At 43.3% G+C, this 23,889-nt stretch carries 24 protein-coding genes; 18 read left to right on the top strand and 6 right to left on the bottom strand.

The annotated features are described in order from the left end of the window. Nucleotides 1-6: 6 nt before the first annotated feature. From CGZ90_RS10355 to CGZ90_RS10345, 3 genes are all read left to right on the top strand, one after another. Nucleotides 7-309: a rhodanese-like domain-containing protein gene (locus CGZ90_RS10355; RefSeq protein ID WP_094252413.1), complete on the top strand. Its 303-nt coding sequence runs from the start codon at nt 7-9 to the stop codon at nt 307-309. A 215-nt stretch (nt 310-524) separates the two neighbouring features. Beyond that, nucleotides 525-2,447 (top strand): putative bifunctional diguanylate cyclase/phosphodiesterase, encoded by a 1,923-nt coding sequence (locus CGZ90_RS10350; protein WP_165766829.1) that lies wholly within the window; start codon nt 525-527, stop codon nt 2,445-2,447. A 735-nt stretch (nt 2,448-3,182) separates the two neighbouring features. Further along, the gene (locus CGZ90_RS10345) at nt 3,183-3,374 is read left to right on the top strand and encodes a sporulation protein Cse60 (RefSeq protein WP_094252411.1); all 192 of its coding nucleotides are present in this window, start codon (nt 3,183-3,185) and stop codon (nt 3,372-3,374) included. Nucleotides 3,375-3,412: 38 nt separating this feature from the next. On the opposite strand, the gene CGZ90_RS10340 is transcribed toward CGZ90_RS10345, so the two are convergent. Next, entirely contained in the window at nt 3,413-4,681 is a 1,269-nt protein-coding gene (locus CGZ90_RS10340; RefSeq protein ID WP_094252410.1) for a BaiN/RdsA family NAD(P)/FAD-dependent oxidoreductase, read from the bottom strand. Between the two features lie 180 nt (nt 4,682-4,861). On the opposite strand from CGZ90_RS10340, the gene CGZ90_RS10335 reads away from it, so the two are divergent. Then, entirely contained in the window at nt 4,862-6,502 is a 1,641-nt protein-coding gene (locus CGZ90_RS10335) for a putative polysaccharide biosynthesis protein (protein ID WP_094252409.1), read from the top strand. 38 nt (nt 6,503-6,540) lie between these two features. Here the strand turns inward: CGZ90_RS10335 and CGZ90_RS10330 are convergent, their stop codons facing one another. Continuing rightward, the gene (locus CGZ90_RS10330) at nt 6,541-6,978 is read right to left on the bottom strand and encodes a DUF6884 domain-containing protein (RefSeq protein ID WP_094252408.1); all 438 of its coding nucleotides are present in this window, start codon (nt 6,976-6,978) and stop codon (nt 6,541-6,543) included. Nucleotides 6,979-7,078: 100 nt separating this feature from the next. Between CGZ90_RS10330 and CGZ90_RS10325 the strand changes: the two genes are divergently transcribed. Next, nucleotides 7,079-7,807, top strand: coding sequence for a pseudouridine synthase (locus CGZ90_RS10325; protein WP_094252407.1), 729 nt, complete (start codon nt 7,079-7,081; stop codon nt 7,805-7,807). A gap of 38 nt (nt 7,808-7,845) precedes the next feature. After that, nucleotides 7,846-8,460, top strand: coding sequence for a PRC-barrel domain-containing protein (locus CGZ90_RS10320; protein ID WP_094252406.1), 615 nt, complete (start codon nt 7,846-7,848; stop codon nt 8,458-8,460). A 62-nt stretch (nt 8,461-8,522) separates the two neighbouring features. Here the strand turns inward: CGZ90_RS10320 and CGZ90_RS10315 are convergent, their stop codons facing one another. Further along, nucleotides 8,523-8,741 (bottom strand): DeoR family transcriptional regulator, encoded by a 219-nt coding sequence (locus tag CGZ90_RS10315; protein WP_094252405.1) that lies wholly within the window; start codon nt 8,739-8,741, stop codon nt 8,523-8,525. Between the two features lie 405 nt (nt 8,742-9,146). On the opposite strand from CGZ90_RS10315, the gene pepV reads away from it, so the two are divergent. Together pepV and CGZ90_RS10305 are read left to right on the top strand one after the other, a co-directional pair. Next, nucleotides 9,147-10,556, top strand: coding sequence for a dipeptidase PepV (gene pepV, locus CGZ90_RS10310; protein WP_094252404.1), 1,410 nt, complete (start codon nt 9,147-9,149; stop codon nt 10,554-10,556). A 64-nt stretch (nt 10,557-10,620) separates the two neighbouring features. Further along, a complete protein-coding gene (locus CGZ90_RS10305) occupies nt 10,621-11,775 on the top strand; it encodes an MFS transporter (protein WP_094252464.1) in 1,155 nt (384 codons plus the stop codon). Nucleotides 11,776-11,910: 135 nt separating this feature from the next. On the opposite strand, the gene cysK is transcribed toward CGZ90_RS10305, so the two are convergent. Beyond that, the gene (gene cysK / locus CGZ90_RS10300) at nt 11,911-12,840 is read right to left on the bottom strand and encodes a cysteine synthase A (RefSeq protein WP_094252403.1); all 930 of its coding nucleotides are present in this window, start codon (nt 12,838-12,840) and stop codon (nt 11,911-11,913) included. A 124-nt stretch (nt 12,841-12,964) separates the two neighbouring features. On the opposite strand from cysK, the gene thpR reads away from it, so the two are divergent. The 5 genes from thpR (at nt 12,965) to CGZ90_RS10270 (ending at nt 19,100) form a co-directional block, all read left to right on the top strand. Beyond that, nucleotides 12,965-13,525 (top strand): RNA 2',3'-cyclic phosphodiesterase, encoded by a 561-nt coding sequence (gene thpR, locus CGZ90_RS10295; RefSeq protein WP_094252402.1) that lies wholly within the window; start codon nt 12,965-12,967, stop codon nt 13,523-13,525. Nucleotides 13,526-13,536: 11 nt separating this feature from the next. Continuing rightward, nucleotides 13,537-14,487: a hypothetical protein gene (locus CGZ90_RS10290; protein ID WP_094252401.1), complete on the top strand. Its 951-nt coding sequence runs from the start codon at nt 13,537-13,539 to the stop codon at nt 14,485-14,487. A gap of 36 nt (nt 14,488-14,523) precedes the next feature. Beyond that, nucleotides 14,524-15,453 carry a diacylglycerol/lipid kinase family protein gene (locus CGZ90_RS10285; protein WP_094252400.1) on the top strand — a complete coding sequence of 310 codons (930 nt, stop codon included), beginning with the start codon at nt 14,524-14,526 and terminating at the stop codon, nt 15,451-15,453. Nucleotides 15,454-16,054: 601 nt separating this feature from the next. Further along, nucleotides 16,055-18,196 (top strand): type I pullulanase, encoded by a 2,142-nt coding sequence (gene pulA / locus CGZ90_RS10275; protein WP_094252398.1) that lies wholly within the window; start codon nt 16,055-16,057, stop codon nt 18,194-18,196. Between the two features lie 109 nt (nt 18,197-18,305). Then, a complete protein-coding gene (locus CGZ90_RS10270; RefSeq protein ID WP_094252397.1) occupies nt 18,306-19,100 on the top strand; it encodes a phosphotransferase family protein in 795 nt (264 codons plus the stop codon). Between the two features lie 7 nt (nt 19,101-19,107). Here the strand turns inward: CGZ90_RS10270 and CGZ90_RS10265 are convergent, their stop codons facing one another. Further along, complete coding sequence (locus CGZ90_RS10265; protein WP_094252396.1) at nt 19,108-19,392, bottom strand: YtzH-like family protein; 285 nt, start codon at nt 19,390-19,392, stop codon at nt 19,108-19,110. 155 nt (nt 19,393-19,547) lie between these two features. Here CGZ90_RS10265 and trmB point away from each other — a divergent pair, with 155 nt between their 5' ends. The 3 genes from trmB (at nt 19,548) to CGZ90_RS10250 (ending at nt 21,778) form a co-directional block, all read left to right on the top strand. Then, complete coding sequence (gene trmB / locus CGZ90_RS10260) at nt 19,548-20,186, top strand: tRNA (guanosine(46)-N7)-methyltransferase TrmB (RefSeq protein ID WP_094252395.1); 639 nt, start codon at nt 19,548-19,550, stop codon at nt 20,184-20,186. 129 nt (nt 20,187-20,315) lie between these two features. After that, nucleotides 20,316-21,149: a YtnP family quorum-quenching lactonase gene (locus CGZ90_RS10255; protein WP_379675142.1), complete on the top strand. Its 834-nt coding sequence runs from the start codon at nt 20,316-20,318 to the stop codon at nt 21,147-21,149. Nucleotides 21,150-21,244: 95 nt separating this feature from the next. Continuing rightward, on the top strand, nt 21,245-21,778 hold the full coding sequence (locus CGZ90_RS10250; RefSeq protein WP_094252393.1) for a hypothetical protein: 534 nt from the start codon (nt 21,245-21,247) through the stop codon (nt 21,776-21,778). 385 nt (nt 21,779-22,163) lie between these two features. On the opposite strand, the gene CGZ90_RS10245 is transcribed toward CGZ90_RS10250, so the two are convergent. Next, nucleotides 22,164-22,466: a PepSY domain-containing protein gene (locus CGZ90_RS10245; RefSeq protein ID WP_094252392.1), complete on the bottom strand. Its 303-nt coding sequence runs from the start codon at nt 22,464-22,466 to the stop codon at nt 22,164-22,166. Between the two features lie 222 nt (nt 22,467-22,688). Here CGZ90_RS10245 and queD point away from each other — a divergent pair, with 222 nt between their 5' ends. Together queD and CGZ90_RS10235 are read left to right on the top strand one after the other, a co-directional pair. Continuing rightward, the gene (queD, locus tag CGZ90_RS10240) at nt 22,689-23,174 is read left to right on the top strand and encodes a 6-carboxytetrahydropterin synthase QueD (protein ID WP_094252391.1); all 486 of its coding nucleotides are present in this window, start codon (nt 22,689-22,691) and stop codon (nt 23,172-23,174) included. Further along, nucleotides 23,161-23,889, top strand: a complete 729-nt coding sequence (locus tag CGZ90_RS10235; RefSeq protein WP_094252390.1) for a 7-carboxy-7-deazaguanine synthase QueE — start codon at nt 23,161-23,163, stop codon at nt 23,887-23,889. The genes queD and CGZ90_RS10235 overlap by 14 nt, the downstream gene beginning before the upstream one ends.

The following is a 23,889-nucleotide window of genomic DNA, read 5'->3' as shown; positions in this document are numbered from 1 at the left end:
AAACAAATGGAACTCAAAATCATTTCGCCTGAAGAAGTAAAGCAGCTGCTCAAGGAAGGAAAGAACATCTCGCTGATTGATGTAAGGGAAGATGAAGAAGTTGCTGAAGGGAAAATTCCTGAAGCTGTACACATCAAAATGGGAGAGATTCCAGAACGTCTTGACGAAATCGATAAAGAGAAAGAGCATATCATCATCTGCCGTTCTGGACGAAGAAGCGAGAACGTATCGCTTTTCCTTATGGACCAAGGATACAAGGTCAAGAACATGGAGGGCGGCATGCTCGCTTACGGAGATCATAACAGCTGAACACATTAACAAAAAAAGAAACACGCAGCGAGCGTGTTTCTTTTTTTGTTGCGTATATGGGTCCGGTACCATTTTATATGATGTTGACAATGAAGGGATGTTCTTTAAAGGGGTACCGGACCCCAGAAGAGGATCCAAGGGATACACCCTAATAATTGTTAAAGATGTTCAGGATTTTGCCGATAGATAAGTATATCTATTTATTGGAGGATTCCATGAAATCATATTGGCAAGACAAAATGAAGTGGTTTACAGGGATCGCCTTCCTATACAGCCTGCATATTGCGGGAGAGTTTGGCTTTTTGCCCATAAAAGGCCATATTGGAGAAATTTTGATGAATCTTTCAACCTTGCTTCTTATATTCGTTGTGCTTTTTTTTATGTTTAAAAAGAAAAACGATTATCTTGACAATTTGAAGGAAGAGATTGAGCTGCATAAGGATACACACGAAGAACTGAAGGTTAATAGAGAACGTCTGCAAAATATATTTGATTGTATTGATGTTGCGATTTGGTCACATAACATCAAAGCGGAAAAACTGATGATTTCACCAGGAATCGAAAAACTGTATGGAATTCCAATGGAACGGTTTTTTGAAGATGTTCAATTATGGAGCAAAGTTATCCATCCGGATGATGCAGGAATTATGGAAGAACGCGCTGCAAAAGTGGCAAAAGGTGAAATCGTTACGAGTGAATACCGTATTATATGGCCGAACGGGGAAATTCGCTGGATACAGGACAGGGGCATCCCTTTTCTGGATGAAGATCAAACTCTCGCTGAATTTCATTCGGTTCTCTTTGATATTACAGACAGAAAGCAGTCAGAACATACAATTAACCAGCTTGCGTTTTACGACGAACTGACAGGATTGCCTAACTTGACCGGGTTTATTAAGCGTGTAGAAACAAAACTAGTAAAAGCACGTGTTGAGAAAAAAAGCTTAGCTGTTCTTTTTCTGGATCTGGATCGTTTTAAAGTCGTGAACGACACACTCGGACACAGCTTTGGCGACAGGCTGCTTCAGCAGGTCTCTCAGCTCTTGATCAAGACGATAGGCGAGCATGGAGAGGCATTCAGAAGAGGCGGGGATGAGTTTATCATCACCCTTGAGAATATCCATAAAGAAGAGCTGCAAAGAATAACAAGCAGTATTATTGCGGCATTTAAAAGACCCTTTTTTCTTGGTGGACAGGAGATCTATACTTCTCCAAGCATCGGCATCAGCATTTTTCCCGAGCATGGGGAAGATGTGGAGAGCCTTTTGAAAAATGCTGATTCTGCTCTTTATCTGGCAAAAGAAAGAGGAAGGAACAACGGGCAGTTTTTCTCAGAAAACTTAAATGAAAGAATCAAGAAAAAGCTGCAGGTTGAGCATGGCCTGCATAAAGCATTGGAAAACAATGAATTCCGGCTTGTTTATCAGCCTCAATTTGAACTTTCGACAGGACAGATGATCGGAGCAGAAGCATTGCTCAGGTGGGAGCATCCAAAACAAGGCGTTATTTCTCCGGTAGATTTTATTCCGGTAGCTGAAGAGACAGGACTGATCATCCCAATAGGGGAGTGGGTCATCAATGAGGCGTGCAGGCAGCATCGGTATTGGCAGGATAAAGGCTATAATGGCCTGCTTGTTGCCGTCAACATATCAGCAAGGCAGCTTCTAGATGAAACATTTACGGCAACGATAGAAAGAGCAATACATGAAAACGGTTTATATCCAGAAAATCTTGAGCTGGAAATTACGGAGAGCACGATGCACAACATTGAAGAATCCCTTCCTGTGCTCAACAGGCTGAAGGAGATGGGCGTTTCTATCTCCATTGATGATTTTGGGACAGGGTATTCTTCTTTAGCGTATTTAATGCATCTGCCAATCAATACCTTAAAGATCGATAAGATGTTTATTCAGGATACTGGACGCAGCCCTAAAAGTGATGCCATCGTCAAGACTATCATCAATATGGGCAACAATCTTGGGTTCAATGTTATTGCAGAGGGCATAGAAGAAGCATCGCAGGTTGAATACTTGGAAAAACTCGGCTGCCAGCAAGGCCAAGGTTACTTCTTCAGCAGGCCGGTTGAAGCAGGTGAACTTGAAGCGATCATGATCACAAAGGTTCCCCAGCATACTTGATTAGAAAAAAACTGTTCCTCCTGCCGGAGGGACAGTTTTTTAATTTTTAAAGATTGTTCCATTTGAACGGTTTGTTTTGTTAATAGGTCAGCGGAGTCGCCTTTGTAAAATTCAACACATAAACGATAAGGACAAGTTTCCGCTCTTCGTGGATGATTTTTTTTAATATGTTTGCTTAATCATCTTGAATCCATCATTGATAAAGTTGATCGGAGTGTAAGGTGCCGTCTCCTCGAAAATGAAAATCGCATTTTCTTCGTGCGATGTCTTGCTGCGCAGCCTTCCTTATCCAGCGGGACGAGTGGGACAGGTGAGACCCTTTAGGGCGCGCAGCGGCAAAGGGGCTCACTTGTCCAGCAGAAAACGGCTAGCCCCTCGAGGTCAAAAGGGCAAGTGTCCAATAAGTCAAAGACCGACTTACCGGCCCCTTTCCCTTTTGCTTGTCGGGGCTTAACGAGCCAACCCGTGCTTTTCGCCACGCCCCGCGGAAAGCGTGCGCCTGAAACGGAGATCAACCGCTTCTCTGAGTTCTTATAGCAACAAAGTTAAGTTTGCGTATACAAACTTTTTAAAATTGAAACTATCATGAAGCATAAACAGATTTTACTGATAAGAAAACCGTATAGCATGACGACAAAACAAGTGCAAACCAGACAGAAGATGTGCTAAACCGCAAAAGGAAATGGCAGCGCGTTTCCGAATGTATATGAAAACCATTCATATGGAGGCGAATAGATGCTGCAGGTAAAGCTGTTTGACGAAGAGCATGAAGAAGATCTCGAGACCGAAATGAACGAATTTCTCGCTGCTTTGCCAGAAGGAAGTATTAAAGAAATCCAATATCAAGTCGCGATAAGTGACAATGGGGAGGAAGAGGAAGACGCCATATTTTCATACTCAGCCATGATCATATATCGCAAGACGTAAAGAAGGACCGCTCTCATCTTAGACGGTCCTTCTTTTTCTTACTGATAGCTGGCGTGATGGGCAGCGTTTGTGCCGGCCAGATGACCTGTTACAAATGCGACGGTAATGTTGTACCCGCCTGTATAGCCGTGCAAATCGAGTACTTCACCGCAAAAATAAAGTCCTTGCATCATTTTTGACGCCATAGACTTTGGATCCACTTCTTTGATGGAAATGCCGCCTCCTGTAACGAATGCCTTTTCGATCGACAATGTGCCGTGTACAGAGAATGAAAAGGACTTTAAAAGCTGTACAAAATTTCGTATCGTGTTTTTGGAAAGCTGGTCTACAGCAGTTGATGGATCGAGTTCTGCCCGCTGTAGCAAGAACAGCAAATACCGTTCGGGCAATAAATTTTTTAATATATTCTTAACGGCTTTTTTTGGCTCTTCAGCGAGCATGGAAGAAACGTGCTGAAAAAGCTTTTCTTCGTTCCATTCCGGGTGGCTGTCTATGCGCATTTCAATTGTCCCGGTGCTGAACTTTTTAAGTGCCTTTACAACATATTGGCTGCACCGCAGCACTGCCGGTCCTGATATGCCGAAGTGGGTGAACAGCATGTCGCCTTTGTGCGCTTTTATGAGCTTTCCTTTAGGGTTCCAGACAGAAAGCTCAATGTCCCGAAGCGCCAGGCCCTGCATTTCCTTCGATTTAATAAAATCTTCATGAGACACGATAGGGACTTCTGTCGGATAAAGCTCGGTGATAGTATGTCCTGCTTTTTCCGCCCATGCATAGCCGTCTCCTGTCGAACCGGTATGGGGAACTGACTTTCCTCCAGACGCGATTACGACCGACTTGGTCTTTAAGATATCACCGCTTCGCAGCTCGACACTTTCAACTGAACCATCTTTATAATGAACGGTTTTGACCGGGGCGTTCGTCCGGATCGTGATGCCAAGTGACTTAATCTTGCCAAGCAGAGCATTGACAACATCCTTTGCCTTATTGCTGACAGGGAACATTCTGCCGTTGTCTTCCTCTTTCAGCTTGATTCCAAGCTCTTCGAAGAACGAGATAATATTTTCATTGTTAAAAATAGAAAATGCACTGTATAGAAATCTACCGTTCCCGGGAATATGCTTAATAATTTCATCAACAGGCAGCCGGTTTGTCACGTTGCAGCGGCCGCCTCCCGAAATGGCGAGCTTGCGTCCGAGCTGATCTCCTTTATCGAGCAGCAGCACATTCGCACCGGCTGAAGCAGCAGCAACGCTTGCCATCAGTCCAGAAGGCCCGCCGCCGATGATGATACAATCATAATTCATGATTTAATCCCAACTTTCATCTATGATAAGCAATACAAAGATAGCACAAATTCAAGAAAATGTCGTGAACCTTAAACAAATAACCACCATACTCCACAGCGGTGAAAAAACAGGTTTGCTTACGGATGATTGTGATACAATACTAATATTGTTTAACGAAGTGAAGTAGGAGATGAAAGAATGTCTCGTTTATTGAGAGGAACATTGATTTTAACCGCCGCAACTTTTTTTTCAAAGTTTATCGGCCTGATTTATATTATCCCGTTTACAGCGCTTGTTCATGAGCGGGGGATTGCTCTTTATGGATATGCATATAACCCGTATACCATATTGCTGAGCATCTCGACAATGGGCATTCCGCTTGCTGTTTCAAAATTTGTGTCCAAGTATAATGCTCTCGGAGATTATGAAACAGGGAGAAGGCTGTTAAAATCCGGCTTGCTGATCATGACGATTACTGGAACAGCCGCCTTCTTGCTTCTATACAGCAGTGCCCCGTTTCTCGCTGAAAAGATTATCGTAAAGCACGGTGAGAACGGTAACTCGCTGCAAGACATCATCTTTGTCATAAGGATGGTCAGCACGGCTCTCATTATCGTACCATCCATGAGTCTGATCAGGGGCTATTTTCAAGGGTTTCAATCGATGGGGCCAACTGCTGTTTCACAGGTCGTGGAACAAATCGTCCGAATTATTTTTATCCTGATCGGTGCTTGGGTCATCATGAACGTACTTCACGGCACAATTACTCAGGCAGTTGGGCTTGCCACGTTTGCAGCCACACTCGGGGCTATCGGCGGGCTAATCGTACTGCTATGGTATTGGAAAAAAAGAAGCCCTCATTTGAAGAAGATGTATGCCGAGAACAAAACGAAGTCAAACGTTTCTCTTGCAGCCATGTATAAGGAGACGGTCGCATACGCGATTCCTTTTGTCGCTGTAGGGCTTGCAATCCCGCTCTATCAGATGGTGGACCAATTTACAATCGTCAATGTTTTAATAGAAAAAGCAGGATATACACAGCCTAAAGCCGAATCAGTATTCGCGATTATTACCCAGATCGTCCATAAGCTTGTCATGATTCCTGTGTCCCTTGCAACTGCGCTGGCATTGACACTGATTCCAATCATCACGCAGTCATATGTACAAAAAAACAAAGACGCACTGAACAAGCAGATCACACAGACGTTTCAGATGGTGCTGTTTTTGACGGTTCCTGCAGCGATTGGTCTTTCCGTACTGGGCGTGCCTTCTTATGGCGCTCTGTTTGGCACTAAAGGAATGGAATTCGGCGGACATTTCCTGGAATGGTACGCGCCTACGGCTATCCTGTTTGCTCTTTTCTCTGTCACTGCAGCGATCATGCAAGGACTGAACAAACAAAAATTTGCGTTTGTCAGCTTGATGCTCGGCTTTGGAATAAAGGTTCTTCTTAACGCACCGCTGCTCGGTCTTTTCGAGGGGATAGGCTCTATTATCGCAACAAATATAGGCTTCGGTGTATCGTTTGTGTTTAATCTTTACATTATAAAAAAGTATGGAGAGTTTTCATACAAGTGGGTATTTAGACGATCGGTCCTCATGTCGATTTTCGCAGCTTTAATGGCTGCTTCCGCGTATCTTGTAAAATTCGGACTCGAGTCAATGTATGGAGCAGATTACAGCCGTTTTGAGACAATCATCACACTTGCCGCTGGAATTCTTGTTGGAGGGGCCGTTTACTTGTACCTAAGCTATCGATCGGGTCTTCTGACTATCATTCTTGGTGACAAAATTTCTTTTTTAAGCAGGAAAAGACGAAAAGAAAAGCAGCACTCGTAATGCTGGCAAAAAACAAGAAGGCCGGGATTCCGGCCTTCTCACTTTTTCTTTGCTGAATGCTGTTCATCATACCATTTAAGCTGTTTTCCTATACTGTAACCTTCTAAAGGCACTTCATAAGTGTAGCCTGCTTCTTTGAGCTCAGGCTCAAGAAACTCACGGTACACCCAGCCTCCATGAAGATGAATCTCTGATGTTCGGGGAGGAGCAAATTCTTGAAGCTTCTTAATGACTTTTGCGGCCCATGCCCTTTTTTCGTTTGGAGTAAAAGCTTTAATTGTTACGTTGTAAGGTTCGATAAACTGTTTTTTTGACAGCAGCCCATGCTTGGCGCTGTAAAAAAAATAATCATCATAACTTTCCTCGGCATAGCTCAGGGATTTCTGAAAAAGCGGGCTTATGTATAGGTCCTTCGCTTCAGCCGGGTGCGGCAATTTTTTTCGTGCAGTTGCCAGCAGGCCGATTTTTTTCTTCATTGCGATTCCTCCTATAGTACTAAAATACCCGTTTATATATAGATAAATCAAATATTTAGAAAAAATATAGGTAAATATATACATTCAAGAGGTGTAAGAGATGAGACTTGATAAATGGCTGTCTAATTCAGGGTTCGGTTCTAGAAAAGATGTGAAGCAGCTCATAAAAAGCGGCGCCGTTACAATCAACGGAACCGCCGTAAAAGACGGCAAAAAACAGGCAGTTCCGGGAGAAGATAAGGTAGCGGTTCATGGTGAGGAAATTGTTTACCGTGAATTTATTTATTTGATGATGAATAAACCAGACGGGGTCATTTCCGCCACAGAAGATAATTTTCATGAAACGGTTATCGATCTGATAGATGAATACTTTCAATCATTCAAGCCGTTTCCTGTAGGAAGGCTGGATATCGATACTGAAGGGCTGCTTCTTTTGACGAATGACGGGCAGCTTTCACATTCCTTGCTTTCTCCGAAAAAACATGTACCGAAAAAATATTATGCGGAGATTGATGGAGCCGTTACAGGAAAAGATGCTGAGGCTTTTTCATGCGGTGTAGAATTGGATGACGGCTATGTGACAAAACCTGCTGTTCTGGAGATTCTTGAAGTATCTGGAGAACGGTCAAAAATTAACTTAACCATTTCTGAAGGAAAGTTTCATCAAGTTAAAAGGATGTTCTTATCTAGAGGGAAAGAAGTAACCTATTTAAAACGCATGAAGATGGGAAGAGTTGATCTTGATCCGATACTTGAACCAGGAGAATACAGAGAATTGACCAAGGCAGAATTAGAGAGCTTGTTAGCAAGCGGTGTTTCTGAGCACTAAAGAAAGGGTATTCACCTTTAAAAAGGAGGCAGAATCCCATGCTCAAAATTTCTGAACTGATCGGAAAAAAGATTGAACAATTGTCCCTTGGCAAGACAGAACATAAAGTAAATGATGTGCTTTTCAGGGAAGATGATAACAGGATCGGCTACATTGTTTACCATGTTCAGACCATCGCGGTTGATCAGACTAACCCGCGTGATGACGGATACATGAACAAAGCAAGCACTTGGGTTGCAGGCATGAATACATCAAATGTTCCTTCGCCTGGAATGATGAGTCATCAAGAATCAGCTGCTTCTAATAAGGATACGTATTATATTCCTTGGCCTGAAGTAGATGGAATTACAGAAGACAAACTTATTTATCACGGCAACGAAAGGCAAAAATCAGAAAATGATAACTGCGTTTCTTGGAAGAGCTATAAAGAACTGACTGTAATTCATCCGGACGGCAGAGAATTGGGGCAAATCTCCGATGGCTACTTAAATCCTGAAACAGGCAAGATTGAAGGATGGGAGATTACCGGCGGATTTTGGAAACAGTTAATGGGAGACGGAACGAAAACGATTCATCTCGAAGGCCGGCCTGACTGGAGCAGAGGTGAGTGGAGACTTCAATCTGAACCAGAAGCTTTGATGCAGGAGAAGTAAACATTATATCCAAAAGAAATCCCAGCCAATCAGGCTGGGATTTTATTATCGGTTTTTTTTTGTTAAGAAACTTTTACTTTCTTAGCCGTAGCTTCCCATAGTCCTCTTCCAGGGCTATTGACAAGCTTGTTATAGGCGAGCACGTTTAAATCTCTCTGGATGGTCCGTTGTGTTGTTCCAAATTCTTCAACTAATTCTCGTGTTGTGACTGTTCCATTCTTGCGAATAAAAAGATACATTGCTTTTACACGATTCAGCATCCTGTCAGTTGAAGGACTCAAAAAACCACTCCTTATTGATTGTATTAAAATGCTTAACACTATCTTACTCATCAATTGTGAAATAAGTATGAAAGCCATTTTACAAACATGTTAAGTTTTCTGAAAACACAAAAAGCGAAGATTCGTTTAAAGAATTCTCCGCTGCGCAGGCCTGTCTGATATAAAACGTGATGTCTGATTGGAATGAGTGAAACGGCAACGCAGCTTTAGTGCATACAATTGTACGTGAAACTTTAGCCCCCGTATCCCCACACCTCCTATTTAAGGGGTATTATACAATATAGGCGAATTTTTTGCAAGTTTTATCTATAGGTTGTGATAGGGGTTTTGCGCAGCAAGCACTTTCATGTAGAATAGGAAGGGAATTTACATATACTGTTTGCCGGATACGGAAGGAGATAAACAATGCAAAACGTGAATTGGAAAGATGAAGTCAATAAACGCCAAGAGGATCTGCTGCATGATACGAAAAAGATGCTGCAGATCAAAAGTATCCTAGACGAGGAGAACGCAGTCGAAGGCGCCCCATTTGGAACTAAAGTAAAAGAAGCGCTTGATTTTCTTTTAGACCTCGGCAGTTCGAGCGGAATGAAAGTGAAGAACCTTGATGGCTATGCGGGACATCTTGAAATTGGGGAGGGAGATGACCTTATCGGTGTTCTATGCCATATAGATGTCGTGCCAGAGGGTGACGGCTGGTCAGTTGATCCGTTCGGGGGAGAAGTAAAAGAAGGAAAGATTTTTGCCCGAGGAGCGATCGACGATAAAGGACCTACAATGGCTGCCTTTTACGGGATGAAAATAATTCAGGAGTTGAAGCTGCCTCTGTCAAAAAGAGTAAGGCTGATTATTGGAGCCGATGAAGAAAGCGACTGGAGATGCGTCGATCATTATTTCAAACATGAAGAAATGCCGTCTATGGGATTTGCCCCTGACGCCGACTTTCCAATTATTAATGCAGAAAAGGGAATTATTGATGTGATGCTTTCGCTTCAAGCTGAAGCAGCGGAAGTTAGTGACGGCAGCTTGTTACTGTCATTTTCATCAGGCAGGCGTTTAAATATGGTGCCAGATGCAGCTGATGCTTCCATTCAGACGGAAGATGCAGAAAGTGTACTGCAAGCATTCTCCGCTTTCTTAAAGGAAGAAAACCTGCAAGGGAACGGCAGTTCTGAAGGTGGTACAGTCAAGCTCCGGCTCGAAGGTGTCTCTGCACACGGAAGCACCCCTGAACAAGGTGTCAATGCAGGTACAAAGCTTGCCCGATTCTTATCAAAATATGTTGTGTCCGGCAGCGGAGCTGTATTCATTCAGCTTGTTTCAGAAGGTCTTTCAGAAGATCATTACGGGATGAAGCTTGGGATAGATGAAGAAGATGAAGCGAGCGGTAAGCTTACTGTCAATCCGGGAATGATGGAATATAATCACGACAAAGAAGCTAAAGTAGGCTTAAATATCCGGTTTCCAGTGACACATAAAGGCGAAAAGACGATTGAGAAGCTGAAGAACAATGTGAAAGAAGATGGATGGAACGTGTTTGTTAAAGAAAACAAAGCGCCCAATTATGTAGAAGAAAGCCATGTATTGGTTCAGACGCTGAAGAAAGTTTACGAAGAGCAGACAGGCAAGGAAGGAGAATTGATCGCGATTGGGGGAGGAACTTACGCCCGCTCGCTAAAAGCAGGTGTGGCGTTCGGTGCACTATTCCCAGGCAGAAAAGATGTAGCCCATCAGAAGGATGAGCACATGTTTGTCGATGACTTATTCCAAGCAGCAGCGATTTACGCACAGGCGATTTACGAACTGGCAAAATAACCGGTTCATTTCTTAAGAGAGAAGGGACAGCAACATCGTGGAAATCAGAGGAACGTCCTTAAATATGAAACTGTATTATTTGCTTATTTTTTTCTCGTTCGGCAGCCTTTTTCCGCTGCTTGGCGTTTATTTTAAAGATGCTGGACTTTCTGGAACGCAGATCGGCACCTTGCTGTCGATCAGTCCTGTCGTGATGATTTTCGCACAGCCTCTTTGGGGTGTAATTACGGATTACACACAGCGGCCAAGGCTTATACTCGGCATCAGCTTGCTGCTGACGGCGTCCTTTGGGCTGGTCGTTATGCTGCTTCATGAATATGCTATGCTGATCTTGCTGCTCGTTGTTTTTTCCTTTTTCCAAAGTGCGATCGTGCCTGTGTCTGACAGTATCCTGCTTAATTATGTTCATCGGACGGGCAGGGAGTATGGCAACTATCGACTGTACGGGGCAATAGGGTTCGCTGTCTCAGTTTTAATCGTCGGAAAGCTGTCAGAAGCTACAGCGTTAACTTCAATTTTTTATGTATTTGCCAGTGCACTGTTTCTTTCGCTTTTTCTCGTCAGAAAAATGCCTGGTGAAAATCAGCCGCTTCAAGGCAATCTGAGTGCGGGTATCAAGCAGCTTGTAAGGATGCCGCCATTCGTTCTTTTCCTGCTTGCTGTGTTTCTCGTGTTCGGTCCGATTTTTGCAAATAATTTTTATTTCGGATTTTATATCCAGGAAATCGGCGGAACTCTTACAGGGGTCGGTATCGCTTTTCTCCTTTCAGCGGGCAGTGAAGCTCCTTTCATGAAATTTGCCGGCGGAGCGATAAAGAAGTGGGGAATCGTGCACATCATGATGTTCGCATCCGCATTGTCAGCTGCGCGTTGGACGTTCTATTTTTTTGAGCCTTCTCTTGCAGTTGTTATGGCGACAACGATCGTTCAAGGTTTCAGTGTGGGTCTTTTCATCCCTGCTGCAATGGAGTTCCTTCGTAACCATACCCCTCCAGAAACACGAGCGACAGCTGTTGCTCTCTACACAGCGATCGGAAACGGTGTAGGATCATGGTTCTGCACACTTGTGGGAGGAATGCTTATCGATTCGTATTCTATTTTTTCGACGTACTTATTTTTCGGTATTCTTTCTGTCGGCGGCTTCCTCATCATTGCCGTTCTAAACAAGCTGCAGCAGAAAGAACAGAGAGGCGTCTCCATTTCTGTCATTTCAAAATAAAGCAAAAGCCGGATTCACAGTTCATATGTGAATCCGGCTTTATTATTTATCTCTGTTAAACTAGTCTTGTTGAGTATTTCGCCCGTATCCGTTCAAGTCAGTTTAGCGAAAAGCAGCAGAGATGATTAACATTTTTTAGAATTGAAAGAGATCGCTGGATAAGTATCTTTCTCCTGAATCGCATGTGATGCAGATAACTACTTCGCCTTTTTTTCGGGATGCTGCGATTTTTAATGCAGCAAAAACGGATGCTCCCGATGAAGGTCCGACCAAAATGCCTTCTTCGGCTGCCAGTCTGCGCGTGATATTGTATGCGTCATCGTCTTCTATACGGAGAATTTCATCATAAACGGACGTGTTCAAGATTGGCGGAACAAATCCCGGGCTCGTTCCGACGAGTTTGTGTTTGCCAGGCTTTCCCCCAGAAAGGACGGGAGAGCCGTCTGGTTCGACAACATGAACGGTCAGATCAGGGAACCATTCTTTAAGCGTTTCGCCAGTTCCGGTGATAGTACCTCCTGTCCCGGCTGGTGCAATAAAGGCAGTGAATGGAAGCCCTATTTCTTCAACTGCTTCTTTTATTTCAACAGCTGTAGTGTGGCGGTGAGCATCTGGGTTGGCACTGTTTTCGAACTGCATTGGTATAAAACTGTTCGGGGTTTTTTCAGCTAGCTCTTGAGCTTTTCGGATGGCGCCTGGCATCTTTTCATCGCCAGGTGTCAGCACTACTTCCGATCCATATGCCTTCAGCAGGCTGATTCTTTCCTGAGTCATCGTATCGGGCATCACGATGATGGATTTGTAGCCTCGCGCTGCGCAATTCATGGCCAGGCCTATTCCGGTATTGCCTGATGTCGGTTCAATAATGACAGAATCAGGCTGTAAAAGACCGGCTTTTTCAGCCTGCAGAATCATATTATATGCAGCTCTGTCTTTCAGGCTGCGGCTCGGATTGAAATATTCGAGTTTCACATACACATCTGCACCATCTGGATCTGGAAGTTTATTTAGCTTAACGAAAGGCGTATCGCCGATCAGCTCGGACATGTTTTGAACAACTTTCATAAAGTGAACCTTCCTTACGTTTAGAAAATTTTGTTTCAGTATACCAAAGAATGAATACTGATGAAAATAAATCGACATTAAGGGCTATTCTGATAAAATAATCAATAATGAAAGAAGGGTATATATGGATAGGCACGTATTTCTAGCGCTGCCTCTGTCAGCAGAAGCGAAAAAAAAGCTGGCAGAGGTCACTCAAACGCTCAAGGACAAGGTTCCTATGAAAAAATGGGTGCATCATGAGGACTATCATTTGACACTTGTATTTTTAGGGAACGCGAGAGAAGAGGCATTAAATAAATTAAAAGAAATGCTAAGCACGATAACCGCCAGTCCGCTCACACTAGAGATTGATTCAATCGGCAGTTTCGGACGGGCTCAGAAACCTCGTATATTATGGGCGGGGGTGGCAAGAAATGCGGCACTCGAAGAACTGCAGAAAAAGGTATCTGAAATGTGCAGAGAATGTGGCTTTATTATTGAAGAACGGCCTTTCGCACCACACATCACGCTTGCCCGGTCATACATTAATGATGCCCCGCCATTACAATATGACGTATCGGATTTATGGCCGATACGAGGAACATCCATATCTGTTCCGCAAAAAGAGTTTGTTCTTTTTGAAACAAAGGTCGGAATGCTTCCCAAGTATCATCGTAAGGAAACTTTTCAACTAAATTATGATTAAGGAGAATAAGAATGGCACACTTGGTGAAAATTCATGATTATGTGTCCCGGTATGAAAAAAATCTATACCATTATCAGTCACAGTTTATCCGTTTAAAGAAAAAAAGACGGGAGGAGAAATTGGCAGCAGAGGATCATGAACATTTTATTGAAGAAGAGACGGCTGTTAAGCAGCTGCCTGAACAAAACAAGAAACGGCTATTCAATCGATGGTTCAATAAACCAAAACAAAAACAAAATCTAATAGAAGAGGAAAAAAAGGAGCCTTCTTTTCCTTTATACAAAGTTAAAACAGCACGTGAAAAAATAGAGGAATATAGAGAAGAACTTTTTTCGTTTCAGTTGAAATGGGCGAGTTCAACTGTTAACGAGCTTTCAGAATTAGATCCTTCTATTCTTGATCACAAGCTGCTTCGCTATCTTGCAGAAGAAGTTCCCGATAATTATTTTGTGTTCTATAAACCTGTTATTCATTATATAAGCGCCCCAGTTGAACTGGAGATCATTGTCGTTGGTCCTGCGGATGTGTGGCTGACCGTTTGGCTTGATCAAGAGGGTATTTGGAAGGAAGAAAGCAAGCGTTTCTGGCAGAACAGCGAACTCGCGGGGAAGAGGTACATAAGTCCGCATATTGCGATGCAAAGGATGGAACAAGCAGTATCACAGTTGATGCTTCCTTTTGCGGGGCAGCTCAGTTTGAAGAAAGCAGTCATCGCAAAGGATGCGTTCATTGATGAAGATGATGACTGGAGAAGGACGATGTATATTGATAAAAGGCTTTTTCCTGGGTGGCTTGAAAGCATAAAAAGAGAACCTGCTCCGGTAAAAAGCCAGCAGCTGAAATTTGTTTCTGAACTGCTTTCTCATTGTGTAACGAACTCTTTGTACCGCCGCGGTGAGCAGCTTTCAGAAAGTGGAGATGAAGAGGAAAAAGAAGGATTTTTTGCTGATCCTGTCGAATAAAGTCTGAAAATACATACACGAGGATCAGGAAAACAAATGAAGCAAAAATATTTTTTTATAATTAACAAGCATAACAGAAAAGCACTTACGGTTTGGAAAACGCTCAAAAGATTGCTCGACAAAGAAAATATACCCTACCGGTCTCATTTTACTGAGCATCAGGGGCATGCGGATGAGATCGCCAAAAAAATTTCTTATATCAATACTGATGAAATAAAAGCAATCGTGGCAGTCGGCGGCGACGGAACGATCAATGAAGTGGCCAATGGCTTACACGAAAGACGTCATATCCCTTTTACTTTTGTGTCTGGAGGATCCGGAAATGATATTATCCGTGGAATCTATAAGAAGAGGATGACAGTCAGCCAGCATTTTGGCCGCCTGAAAGGCAAGATGCGTGATGCTGCAATAGATCTCGGGAAACTTAAGCTTATCGGCCGTGGAGGCCAGCCCCGGTATTTTGTAAGTGCGATCGGTGTGGGTCTGGATGGAGAAGTTTCCAAGAGAGCTGACGATTCACCTTATAAAAAGGTTTTCCATTTTTTACGTCTTGGCACGCTGTCTTATGTGCTGGCTCTTTTCAGTGTTTTGCCGCGTTATACACCTCGTGATGTTGATCTCGTAATAGACGGGGCGGACTATCATTTTAGCGGAGTATGGCTTGTGGCTGTCGGTAATTTGCCATTTTACGGAGGCGGCATGAAAATATGTCCTGAAGCTGATGCATCTGACGGCATCCTCGATCTCTGCATCGTTCATGATATGTCCTGGAAAAAGCTGCTGCTTCTTTTTATTACTGTTTTTTCAGGGTCTCATGTACGGCAAAAAGGGGTAACGCTGCTTAAAGGAAGAAGCATCACGATACATTCGAACACTCCGATGATGATTCATGCAGACGGCGAGCATGCAGGCACCACTCCGGTAGAGGTGACTGTCCAGCCGTCTGCCGCCCGTTTGAAGCTTTAATAAAGTTTGTTTTAGCAACCTATGTTGCATTTTAGAATTCAGAGAAGAGGTTGATCTCCGTTTCAGGCGCACGCTTTCCGCGGGGCGTGGCGAAAAGCAGAAATGGCTCGTTCAGCCACGACAAGCAAAAGGGAAAGGGGCCGGTAAGTCGTACTTTGACTTATTGGACACTTGCCCTTTTGACCTCGAGTGGCTAGCCATTTTCTGCTGGACAGGTGAGCCCCTTTGCCGCTCCGCGCCCTAAAGGGTCTCACCTGTCCCACTCGTCCCGCTGGAGTCGGCGCCTTACACTACGATCAACTTGTACAAAGAAGTATTCAAGAAGATCAAGTAAATGTGATGAAAAGTCAGCAAAAGCAATCTAACGAACGGACTAGTCATTGAAGCTAACCTCACCTCGAAGGTATTCCGCCAAATTACAAATTATGAAAAGAGATAAATAAAAACCTCTGTAGGTATTTCTTGTTGTTTTTCACCCATGTAGAATGTAGTTCCTGCAGCGGCAATGAAATGTTGCCGCCCTTTTCTTTTGTCCATGTTTAACATCATCCAAACCGTCCCAATATGATATAGGAGAACCAGAAAGGCAGGAGTGAAAAACATGACAGAAGAATCCAAGCATCAGCCGCAGGCATATTTGGATACGTTCACGATGATCACAGTTCTTCTTCATGAAGAGATATCAAGAGAAGCCTCGTTCCATTTAACTTGCGGGCGTGAGAAAATTTCCTTGAAACGCATTTCTGAGCAGTGGATCGATGGCACGCTGATATTTTATATGACCGCTGAAAAAGCACTGGATATCGGAAAAGAGTACTTGATCTATGGACCAGGATTTTCTTCTGTGCCATTAAAACTGGGCAGCGTAGTGAGGACAGCTGAATTTGAAAAGAGGTTCAGCTGCAGCGGTGAGCTTGGAAGTCTATACACGAAGGATAAGACGGTATTTAAGGTCTGGTCGCCAGTCAGCACAGAAATGAACGTGCTTTTATGGAAAGGCGGAAAAGGGATGCCGTTGACACTGCCGATGAAAAGAAATGATAAAGGTGTCTGGAGTGCTGAAGCTTTAGGCGACTGCCACGGCGATGCGTATCTTTTTTCCGGCAGGGTGAACCACAAGACTGTTTTAGCAGTAGATCCATATGCAAGAAGTGTGACGGCCAATGGGGAGAAGGGACTGGTTGTCTGCCTTGATCACACTCATCCAGCAGGCTGGGAAGATCATAACAGACCAGCTCCGATAAGCAAGACGGATTCTGTTATTTACGAACTTCAGGTAAGAGACTTCTCCTCTCATCCGGAAAGCGGAATGAAAAATAAGAGAAAGTTTCTCGCTTTTTGTGAAAGCGGGACAAAAACTCCTGGAAATATTGAAACCGGCCTGGATTACTTGAAAAATCTTGGTGTGACACACGTACAGCTGCTTCCTGTAGCTGACTTTGGAAGTGTAGATGAAAGGAATCCAGGAGAATCATATAACTGGGGATATGACCCTGAAAACTATAACTCTCCTGAAGGATCATACTCGACGGATCCAGATGATCCAGCAGCAAGGATACGCGAGCTGAAACAGGCTGTTCTCGCACTTCATGAAAGCGGTATCCGTGTCATTCTCGATGTAGTTTTTAATCATGTGTATATCCGTGAGAACTCTTCCTTCGAAAAGCTTGTTCCAGGCTATTACTTCCGTTTTGATCAAGGTGGAAGACCATCCAATGGAACTGGAGTAGGCAATGATACAGCATCCGAACGTTCTATGATGCGGAAATATATCATTGATTCTCTCTCTTACTGGCAAAAAGAATACAAAGTGGATGGATTTCGGTTCGATCTTATGGGGATTCATGATAAAGAAACGATGAAACGTGCTGCGAAAAAACTTCTACAAGAGGACACTTCCATTTTTTTGCTTGGTGAAGGATGGGAAATGAACACCTTGCTGGAGCCATCGGAAAAAGCGAGCATTAGGGCAGCGAAAGAACTTCCGCAATACTCTTTTTTCAATGACAGCTTTAGAGACGCTGTAAAAGGAAGTGTTTTCTTTCCAGATAAGTATGGTTTTATCAGCGGGAATTTCAGGCAGCTTGCAAGTGTGCTCAATGGATCCTGCGGAGGAGGCGGGCTATTTGTTGACGCATCACAAAGCATCAATTTTGTAGAATGTCACGATAACCATACACTCTATGACTGGCTCAGCATCCTTCATCCACATGAAGAAGAATCTAAAAGGCTAAAACGGCAGCAGATTGCTCTCGTGCTGACTGTCTTCTCACAGGGAGTGCCATTCATTCATGCAGGGCAGGAATTTTATAGAACAAAGCATGGATTTGAAAACAGCTATTGTTCGCCTGATGAGATTAACTGGCTTGATTGGAAGCGGAGAGACCGTTTTTATCAAGATTTGAAAACATTCATAGAGCTTCTTTCTATCCGAAAGGCTCAGCCTTGTTTCAGATTTATGGCACCAGAAGAAATTGGAGCCTGCACAGCTTTGATAGAAGATGGTTCAACGGGAGTCGTCCTTTACCGGGTTACGAACCGAAAACCAAAAAACAAGGAAGAATGGCAGGAGGCGCTGCTTTTGATTAACGCCCGAGACACTGAGGCAGAGGTTAAGGTTCCTATAGAAGGTGCCCCATGGCTGAAGGCGGCAGGGACACTTCCGGTAAAAGAAGTATCAGAACAAAGTATCTTGATGGAACCTTTGTCGTACGCGATCCTTTATAAGCCATCTGGTGTTTAAGATTTTTAAGATATACTTTTCATGTCGAATTATGATAAAATAGTGAATTCGTAGAGGTAATCGGAATTTTGATAAAAACGTGTTTTGGGGATGGAAGAAGGTGAAGGCATTGGAACATATTTTAGGAAAAGAATGGCGGCTGTACCCCGCTGGAGGAGCAACAGGTGAAGCATATATCGCCCAGCATGAAGAGCAGCGACTTTTCTTAAAACGCAATTCTTCTCCTTTTTTAGCGGTGCTTTCGGCGGAAGGAATCGTACCTAAGCTCCTATGGACGAAGCGTCTCGAAAATGGCGATGTGATTTCCGCACAGCAGTGGCTCGACGGGCGCGAACTTAAATCAGCGGAAATGAAATGCAGCCATGTCGCAAAACTTCTCGGCAAGATACACAGCTCAAATGAATTGCTCGAGATGCTGAAAAGGCTCGGAAAGATGCCTTTGACCCCTGAACTAATCATCGCTGATCTGCAGCGTCAGTCTGCTGCGATGAAAAACAGCTCTCAGCTTGTAAAGGAATCCATCGCCCGCCTAATGGAAGATAAAAACGAGATTCAATGTGATGATAAAGTGGTCTGTCATTGTGATGTCAATCATAACAACTGGATGCTCAGCAAGGACAGTCAGCTTTTTCTGATTGACTGGGACGGTGCTATGGTCGCAGATCCTGCACTGGACTTAGGGATGCTGTTGTATAGCTATATACCAAAAAGCGAATGGGCCGAATGGCTTTCTGAATATAACATGAAGCTCACTCTAGGCCTTGAAAAGCGGATGCATTGGTATGTTACAGCTCAGACAGCATATATGCATATCCAGAACATAAATAAAGGGGAAACGGAAAAAGCGGCTGAAACAGAAAGCACGCTTTACCGCCTTTTAAATCACCCTTCAATTACACAGTAATATTCTTTTATTCTGTTTGATGAGCTGTTATGGTATTCAGCCAGCCTTCGATATGGGGCATGTGATCTTTGATGTGTACGTCAAGCTGCTGATGCGATGCTCCTGTATGGCTATATTCATTGATAGAAACAATCGCCTGTCTTAATTCTTCGTGAATGAGGCTGTTGGAGGATAATTTGGAAGCCAGTCTTTCGAGCTGAGCGCACTCTGCTGAAGAACCATTGCAGTCAGCGAGATGATCCTGCAATATATCACGTAATAAGGACAGCTGATGGCTGTGATCAAGGGGCACCTGTCATCTTCCTTTCTGTAGAGTAATGGACACCGTGATGAACGGTGTTTTTATTTTTCCTTGGAATCAGAATTTCATGTAGCAGCAGCCATCTTTCGTTTGCGGGAACTTCGTGATAAAATGACCAAGTCAATTTATTTAAAAGGAGCCATGTTATGCGTCAGCGTTTTAAGCCTTGGGCTAAAGATAAATTATTAAGTCACCCAGAAATTTCTCCGGTGAATCCCGCTGAATGGAAGGGAAGATGGAGTGAATATTTTGGAAATGACGGTCCGATCCATCTGGAAGCAGGTACGGGAAAAGGCCGTTTCATAACAGGAATGGGCATTCAAAATCCTGAAGTTAATTACCTGGGCATGGAAATTTACGACAGTATTCTAGTAACGGCTCTAGACCGGATAAAAGAATCCGGGATTTCCAACGTTCGCATTATTAGAGAGAATGCTGAAAAACTGAGTGATTTTTTTGAAGAAGGAGAGCTTGACCGGATCTATTTGAACTTTTCTGATCCGTGGCCAAAATCCAAACATGAAAAAAGGCGGCTCACTTCAGAGTTCTTTTTAGCACAGTATGAGAAAGTGCTTAATGGTAAAGGGGAAATTCATTTTAAGACTGATAACCAAGGACTTTTTGAATACTCTTTGCATAGTATGTCCAAATATGGAATGACGCTTAAGAATGTAAGCTTGGATCTTCATAAAAGTTCTTTCGAAAATAATGTGATGACTGAATATGAAGAAAAATTTTCGGAAAAAGGTTTCCGCATCTATCGTTTAGAAGCCGAATTTAAATAACCGTGATTGATGATGGGGTCCGGTACCATTTGCACAAAGGCGCATATTCGCGCTGTTATTGGCAAATGGTACCGGACCCCATTTTTTGTGATACACTTTAAACTAGATGATATGACAGGAGTGAGGGACTTGGATACATATGAAATTGGCGGGCTGAAGTTTCACTGGCTTGATGGCGGGGTGACAAACATGGACGGAGGTGCGATGTTTGGCGTAGTGCCAAAGCCGCTTTGGAGCCGTAAATACCCTGTAAATGAACTAAACCAGATTGAACTAAGAACAGAACCAATCTTTTTTCAAGCGGAAGGCAAGAATATTTTGATTGAATCAGGTATCGGTTCTGGGAAGCTGAGCGACAAACAAAAGCGAAATTATGGTGTTTCAGAAGAATCATCTATTAAGGAGAGCCTGAAAAAACTGTCTCTAAAACCGGAAGATATCGACATCATCTTAATGACGCATATGCATTTTGACCATGCATCAGGCTTGACAGAAGTGAGAGACGGCATTATCGTTCCTGTATTTGAAAACGCTGTCATTTATACGAGTGAAACAGAATGGAATGAATTGAAAGAACCTAATATCCGATCGAAAAACACGTATTGGAAAGAGAACTGGGAGCCAATCCAGCATCAGGTTAAGACATTTATTGAAAAAGTGGAGATTGTGAACGGTGTTGAAATGATTCATACCGGCGGACACAGTGACGGTCATTCTATCATCCGGCTGACAGCAGGAGATGAGGAAATCATTCATATGGGAGACCTGCTGCCGACACATGCACATTTCAATCCATTGTGGGTGCTTGCGTATGATGATTATCCGATGGACTCCATCTTCGCTAAACAAAAGTGGATGCAGGCCGATAAATGGTATATCTTTTATCATGATGCGATCTATCGTGCCGTGAAATTTTCAGCTGACGGGAAAGTAAAAGAAGCCCTAGATCGGACGAAAATATAGTTTCCTTAAAATTTCCATCACGTAAGACCTATTCAGCTGCTGAAAATGTGGTAAAATGGTTATGGATTTTGCAAAAGAAAGGGGATTCATCACATATGAAGAAATTAATGTCACTGCTTTCACTTTTTGCATTAGTATTGATGTTCGCAACAGGAGTATCTGCTGCAGAGGCTTCAAAAGAAATGACAACAACTATCGAAAAAGGCCTTAAGGACAAGCACAAAGATTTCAAAGAAGGTTCACTTGAACTTTCGGATGTACAAACCTTTTCAAACGGAGATTCTGAGCTGGAAGCAACAGAAATTGTAGGTGCAGTAGCTACTTACAAAACGGTCCGCGATAACGTGTTCAGCTTTGACCGCACTGAAATCGTTTATTTCAATCCTGATAAAAAAGAGATGCTGACAGAGCAGGCTGTAGCGAAAGCGAATCCAGACATCGTAAAGTACAGCAAATCTCACAAGAACGATGTTGGCGTACACATGGACTGGATTGTCGTTACTCTTCTTCTTTCGATTATTATCTTAGTTCCTCTATACATTCTTACTGTATGGGAGAAACGCCAATATTTGACAACAGAATTCAAGCTTGCGAACAATCTATATAATCAGCAGGCAACTTACCGTTAATAAAAAAGACAGCCGATTGCGGCTGTCTTTTTTTGGATTAATCTTTGTTGCTTTTTGAAGAATTCAGAGAAGAGGTTGATCTACGTTTCAGGCGCACGCTTTCCGCGGGGCGGGCGGTGAGCCCTCTCGCCGCTACGCGACATGAGAGGTCTCACCTGTCCCACTCGTCCCGCTGGAGTCGGCGCCTTACACTCCGATCAACTTTATCAAAGATGGATTCAGGATGATCAACCGAACGTAATGTAGAATCAGCTAAAGTAATTAAGGGAGAATGCAAACCTTTCTCAGGATTTAGCGTTTGATTTTTTAGAGGCAAACCTGCTGATCTTTCTTACAAAATACAAAATAAATCGTTCAATAGCAAAAATCCTTAAGAGAAGAGTCTTTATTTTAGCTCTAAGATGATGCCTGTTTCTGCATCTGCAATAAACTCATGATGCACATGCTTTTTCTGAGCATGGATCTGAGAGAAACCGCCTTTATATACATTATAGGGAAGCCCAAAACGCATAACTTTTTCCGGTTTATACTGTATCCAGGTGCCGCTCACGGCATATTCGGGAGCGATTGCGTGTTTTACTTTTTTTAGCACTTTTTCAGGTGACAGCGGATCTTGTTGTTTTTTGACGACCCAATAGCCTGCGAGCGCGCCTGCAGCGCTGGCAGCAAGCAATGTTTTCCATTTCATGTCTTTTCCTGCCTTTCGTCTGTTCTGATTACAGTATATCAAAAAGAGTTCTTCAATTTTCCAGCCTTTTTTGTTAATATTACTTGATGAGGAAGAGGGTTCGCAATTCCCGCCCCTCTTTAAACAAAACTAGGGAGCGTGCAGATACAGAAATGGGCACTCTCTGTTCAATATCAGAGGGTTTTTTATTTGCGGCGCTTTCTTTTCAGAAAGGGTGTACGCATGATGGAATTCAAGATTCCTGAGAAAGTACAAAAATTTAATGTTGATATAAAGAAAGAAGAACTGAAGTATCACAACAAACGTGTCGCGGTAACGAAGGAATTCACGTTCGATGCTGCGCATCACCTTCACCATTATGAAGGCAAATGCAAGAACCTCCACGGCCACACTTACAGACTGATCATCACGATCAGCGGCTATGTGGATGAAGTCGGCATCGCTGTAGATTTCGGCGATATCAAACGAATCTACAAAGAAGTGATCGACAGCAAGCTTGATCACCGCTATTTAAACGAAGTTCTTCCTAACATGAACACAACGGCTGAAAACATGATCGTCTGGATATGGGAGCAGCTTGACGAGAGGCTTGAGGAAGAAGGTTTGAAAAAACAGGGCCACCGTCTTGAAGAGCTTAAGCTGTATGAAACACCGACAAGCTACGCGACGTTAAAGCGGGAATGGATGATCTCTGATGAAAACATTTAACCTTCCTGTAAAAAATGAATGGATGGCTTGGAAGCTGCCGATGGTCGAGATTTTTGAAACGGTCGAAGGAGAAGGTCTGGCTGCGGGCTATCCGACTGTGTTTGTCCGTGTTTTTCACTGTAACCTGAGGTGTACATGGTGCGATACACCATACAGCTATGCACCTGCTAAACCTGAGTACGAAGCGTCTATTCAAGAGATTCTTGAAACGATAAAGAGCTTTAAAGCAGAGAGGATCTGCTTCACAGGCGGTGAGCCATTGATCCACCGTGAGAAATCAGCGGCTCTTTTACTCGGGATGGCTGATTTGGAGCATATAGTGGATATTCATATTGAAACAAATGGAGCGATCGATCTGGCGCCGTTTGAAAAGCTGAGACAGTCTCATCCTGAACTTAAAAGGAAGATGCGGTTCGTTATGGATTATAAACTTCCGGCCTCAGGCGAAATGGAAAAAATGAATCACGAAAATTTTAAAGAGCTTGGCATGCAAGATGAAATTAAATTTGTAGTCGGTTCGGACGAAGATTTTTCTATTACTAAAAAAGTAGTGAACAGCTTATATGAAAAAGGACAGATATCACTGAGCCCTGTCTGGGAAACGATGCCTCCGCGCAGGCTTGTGGAAAAGCTTCTAGCCGATCCGCTTCCAAACGCGAAAATCAGCCTCCAGCTTCATAAAATTATTTGGGATCCGGCAGAAAGAGGGGTATAA

The organism is Fictibacillus aquaticus, from assembly GCF_002245695.1.
In the GTDB taxonomy this organism is placed as follows: Bacteria; Bacillota; Bacilli; order Bacillales; family Fictibacillaceae; genus Fictibacillus; species Fictibacillus aquaticus.
This window is presented reverse-complemented; position numbering and strand designations above follow the sequence as displayed.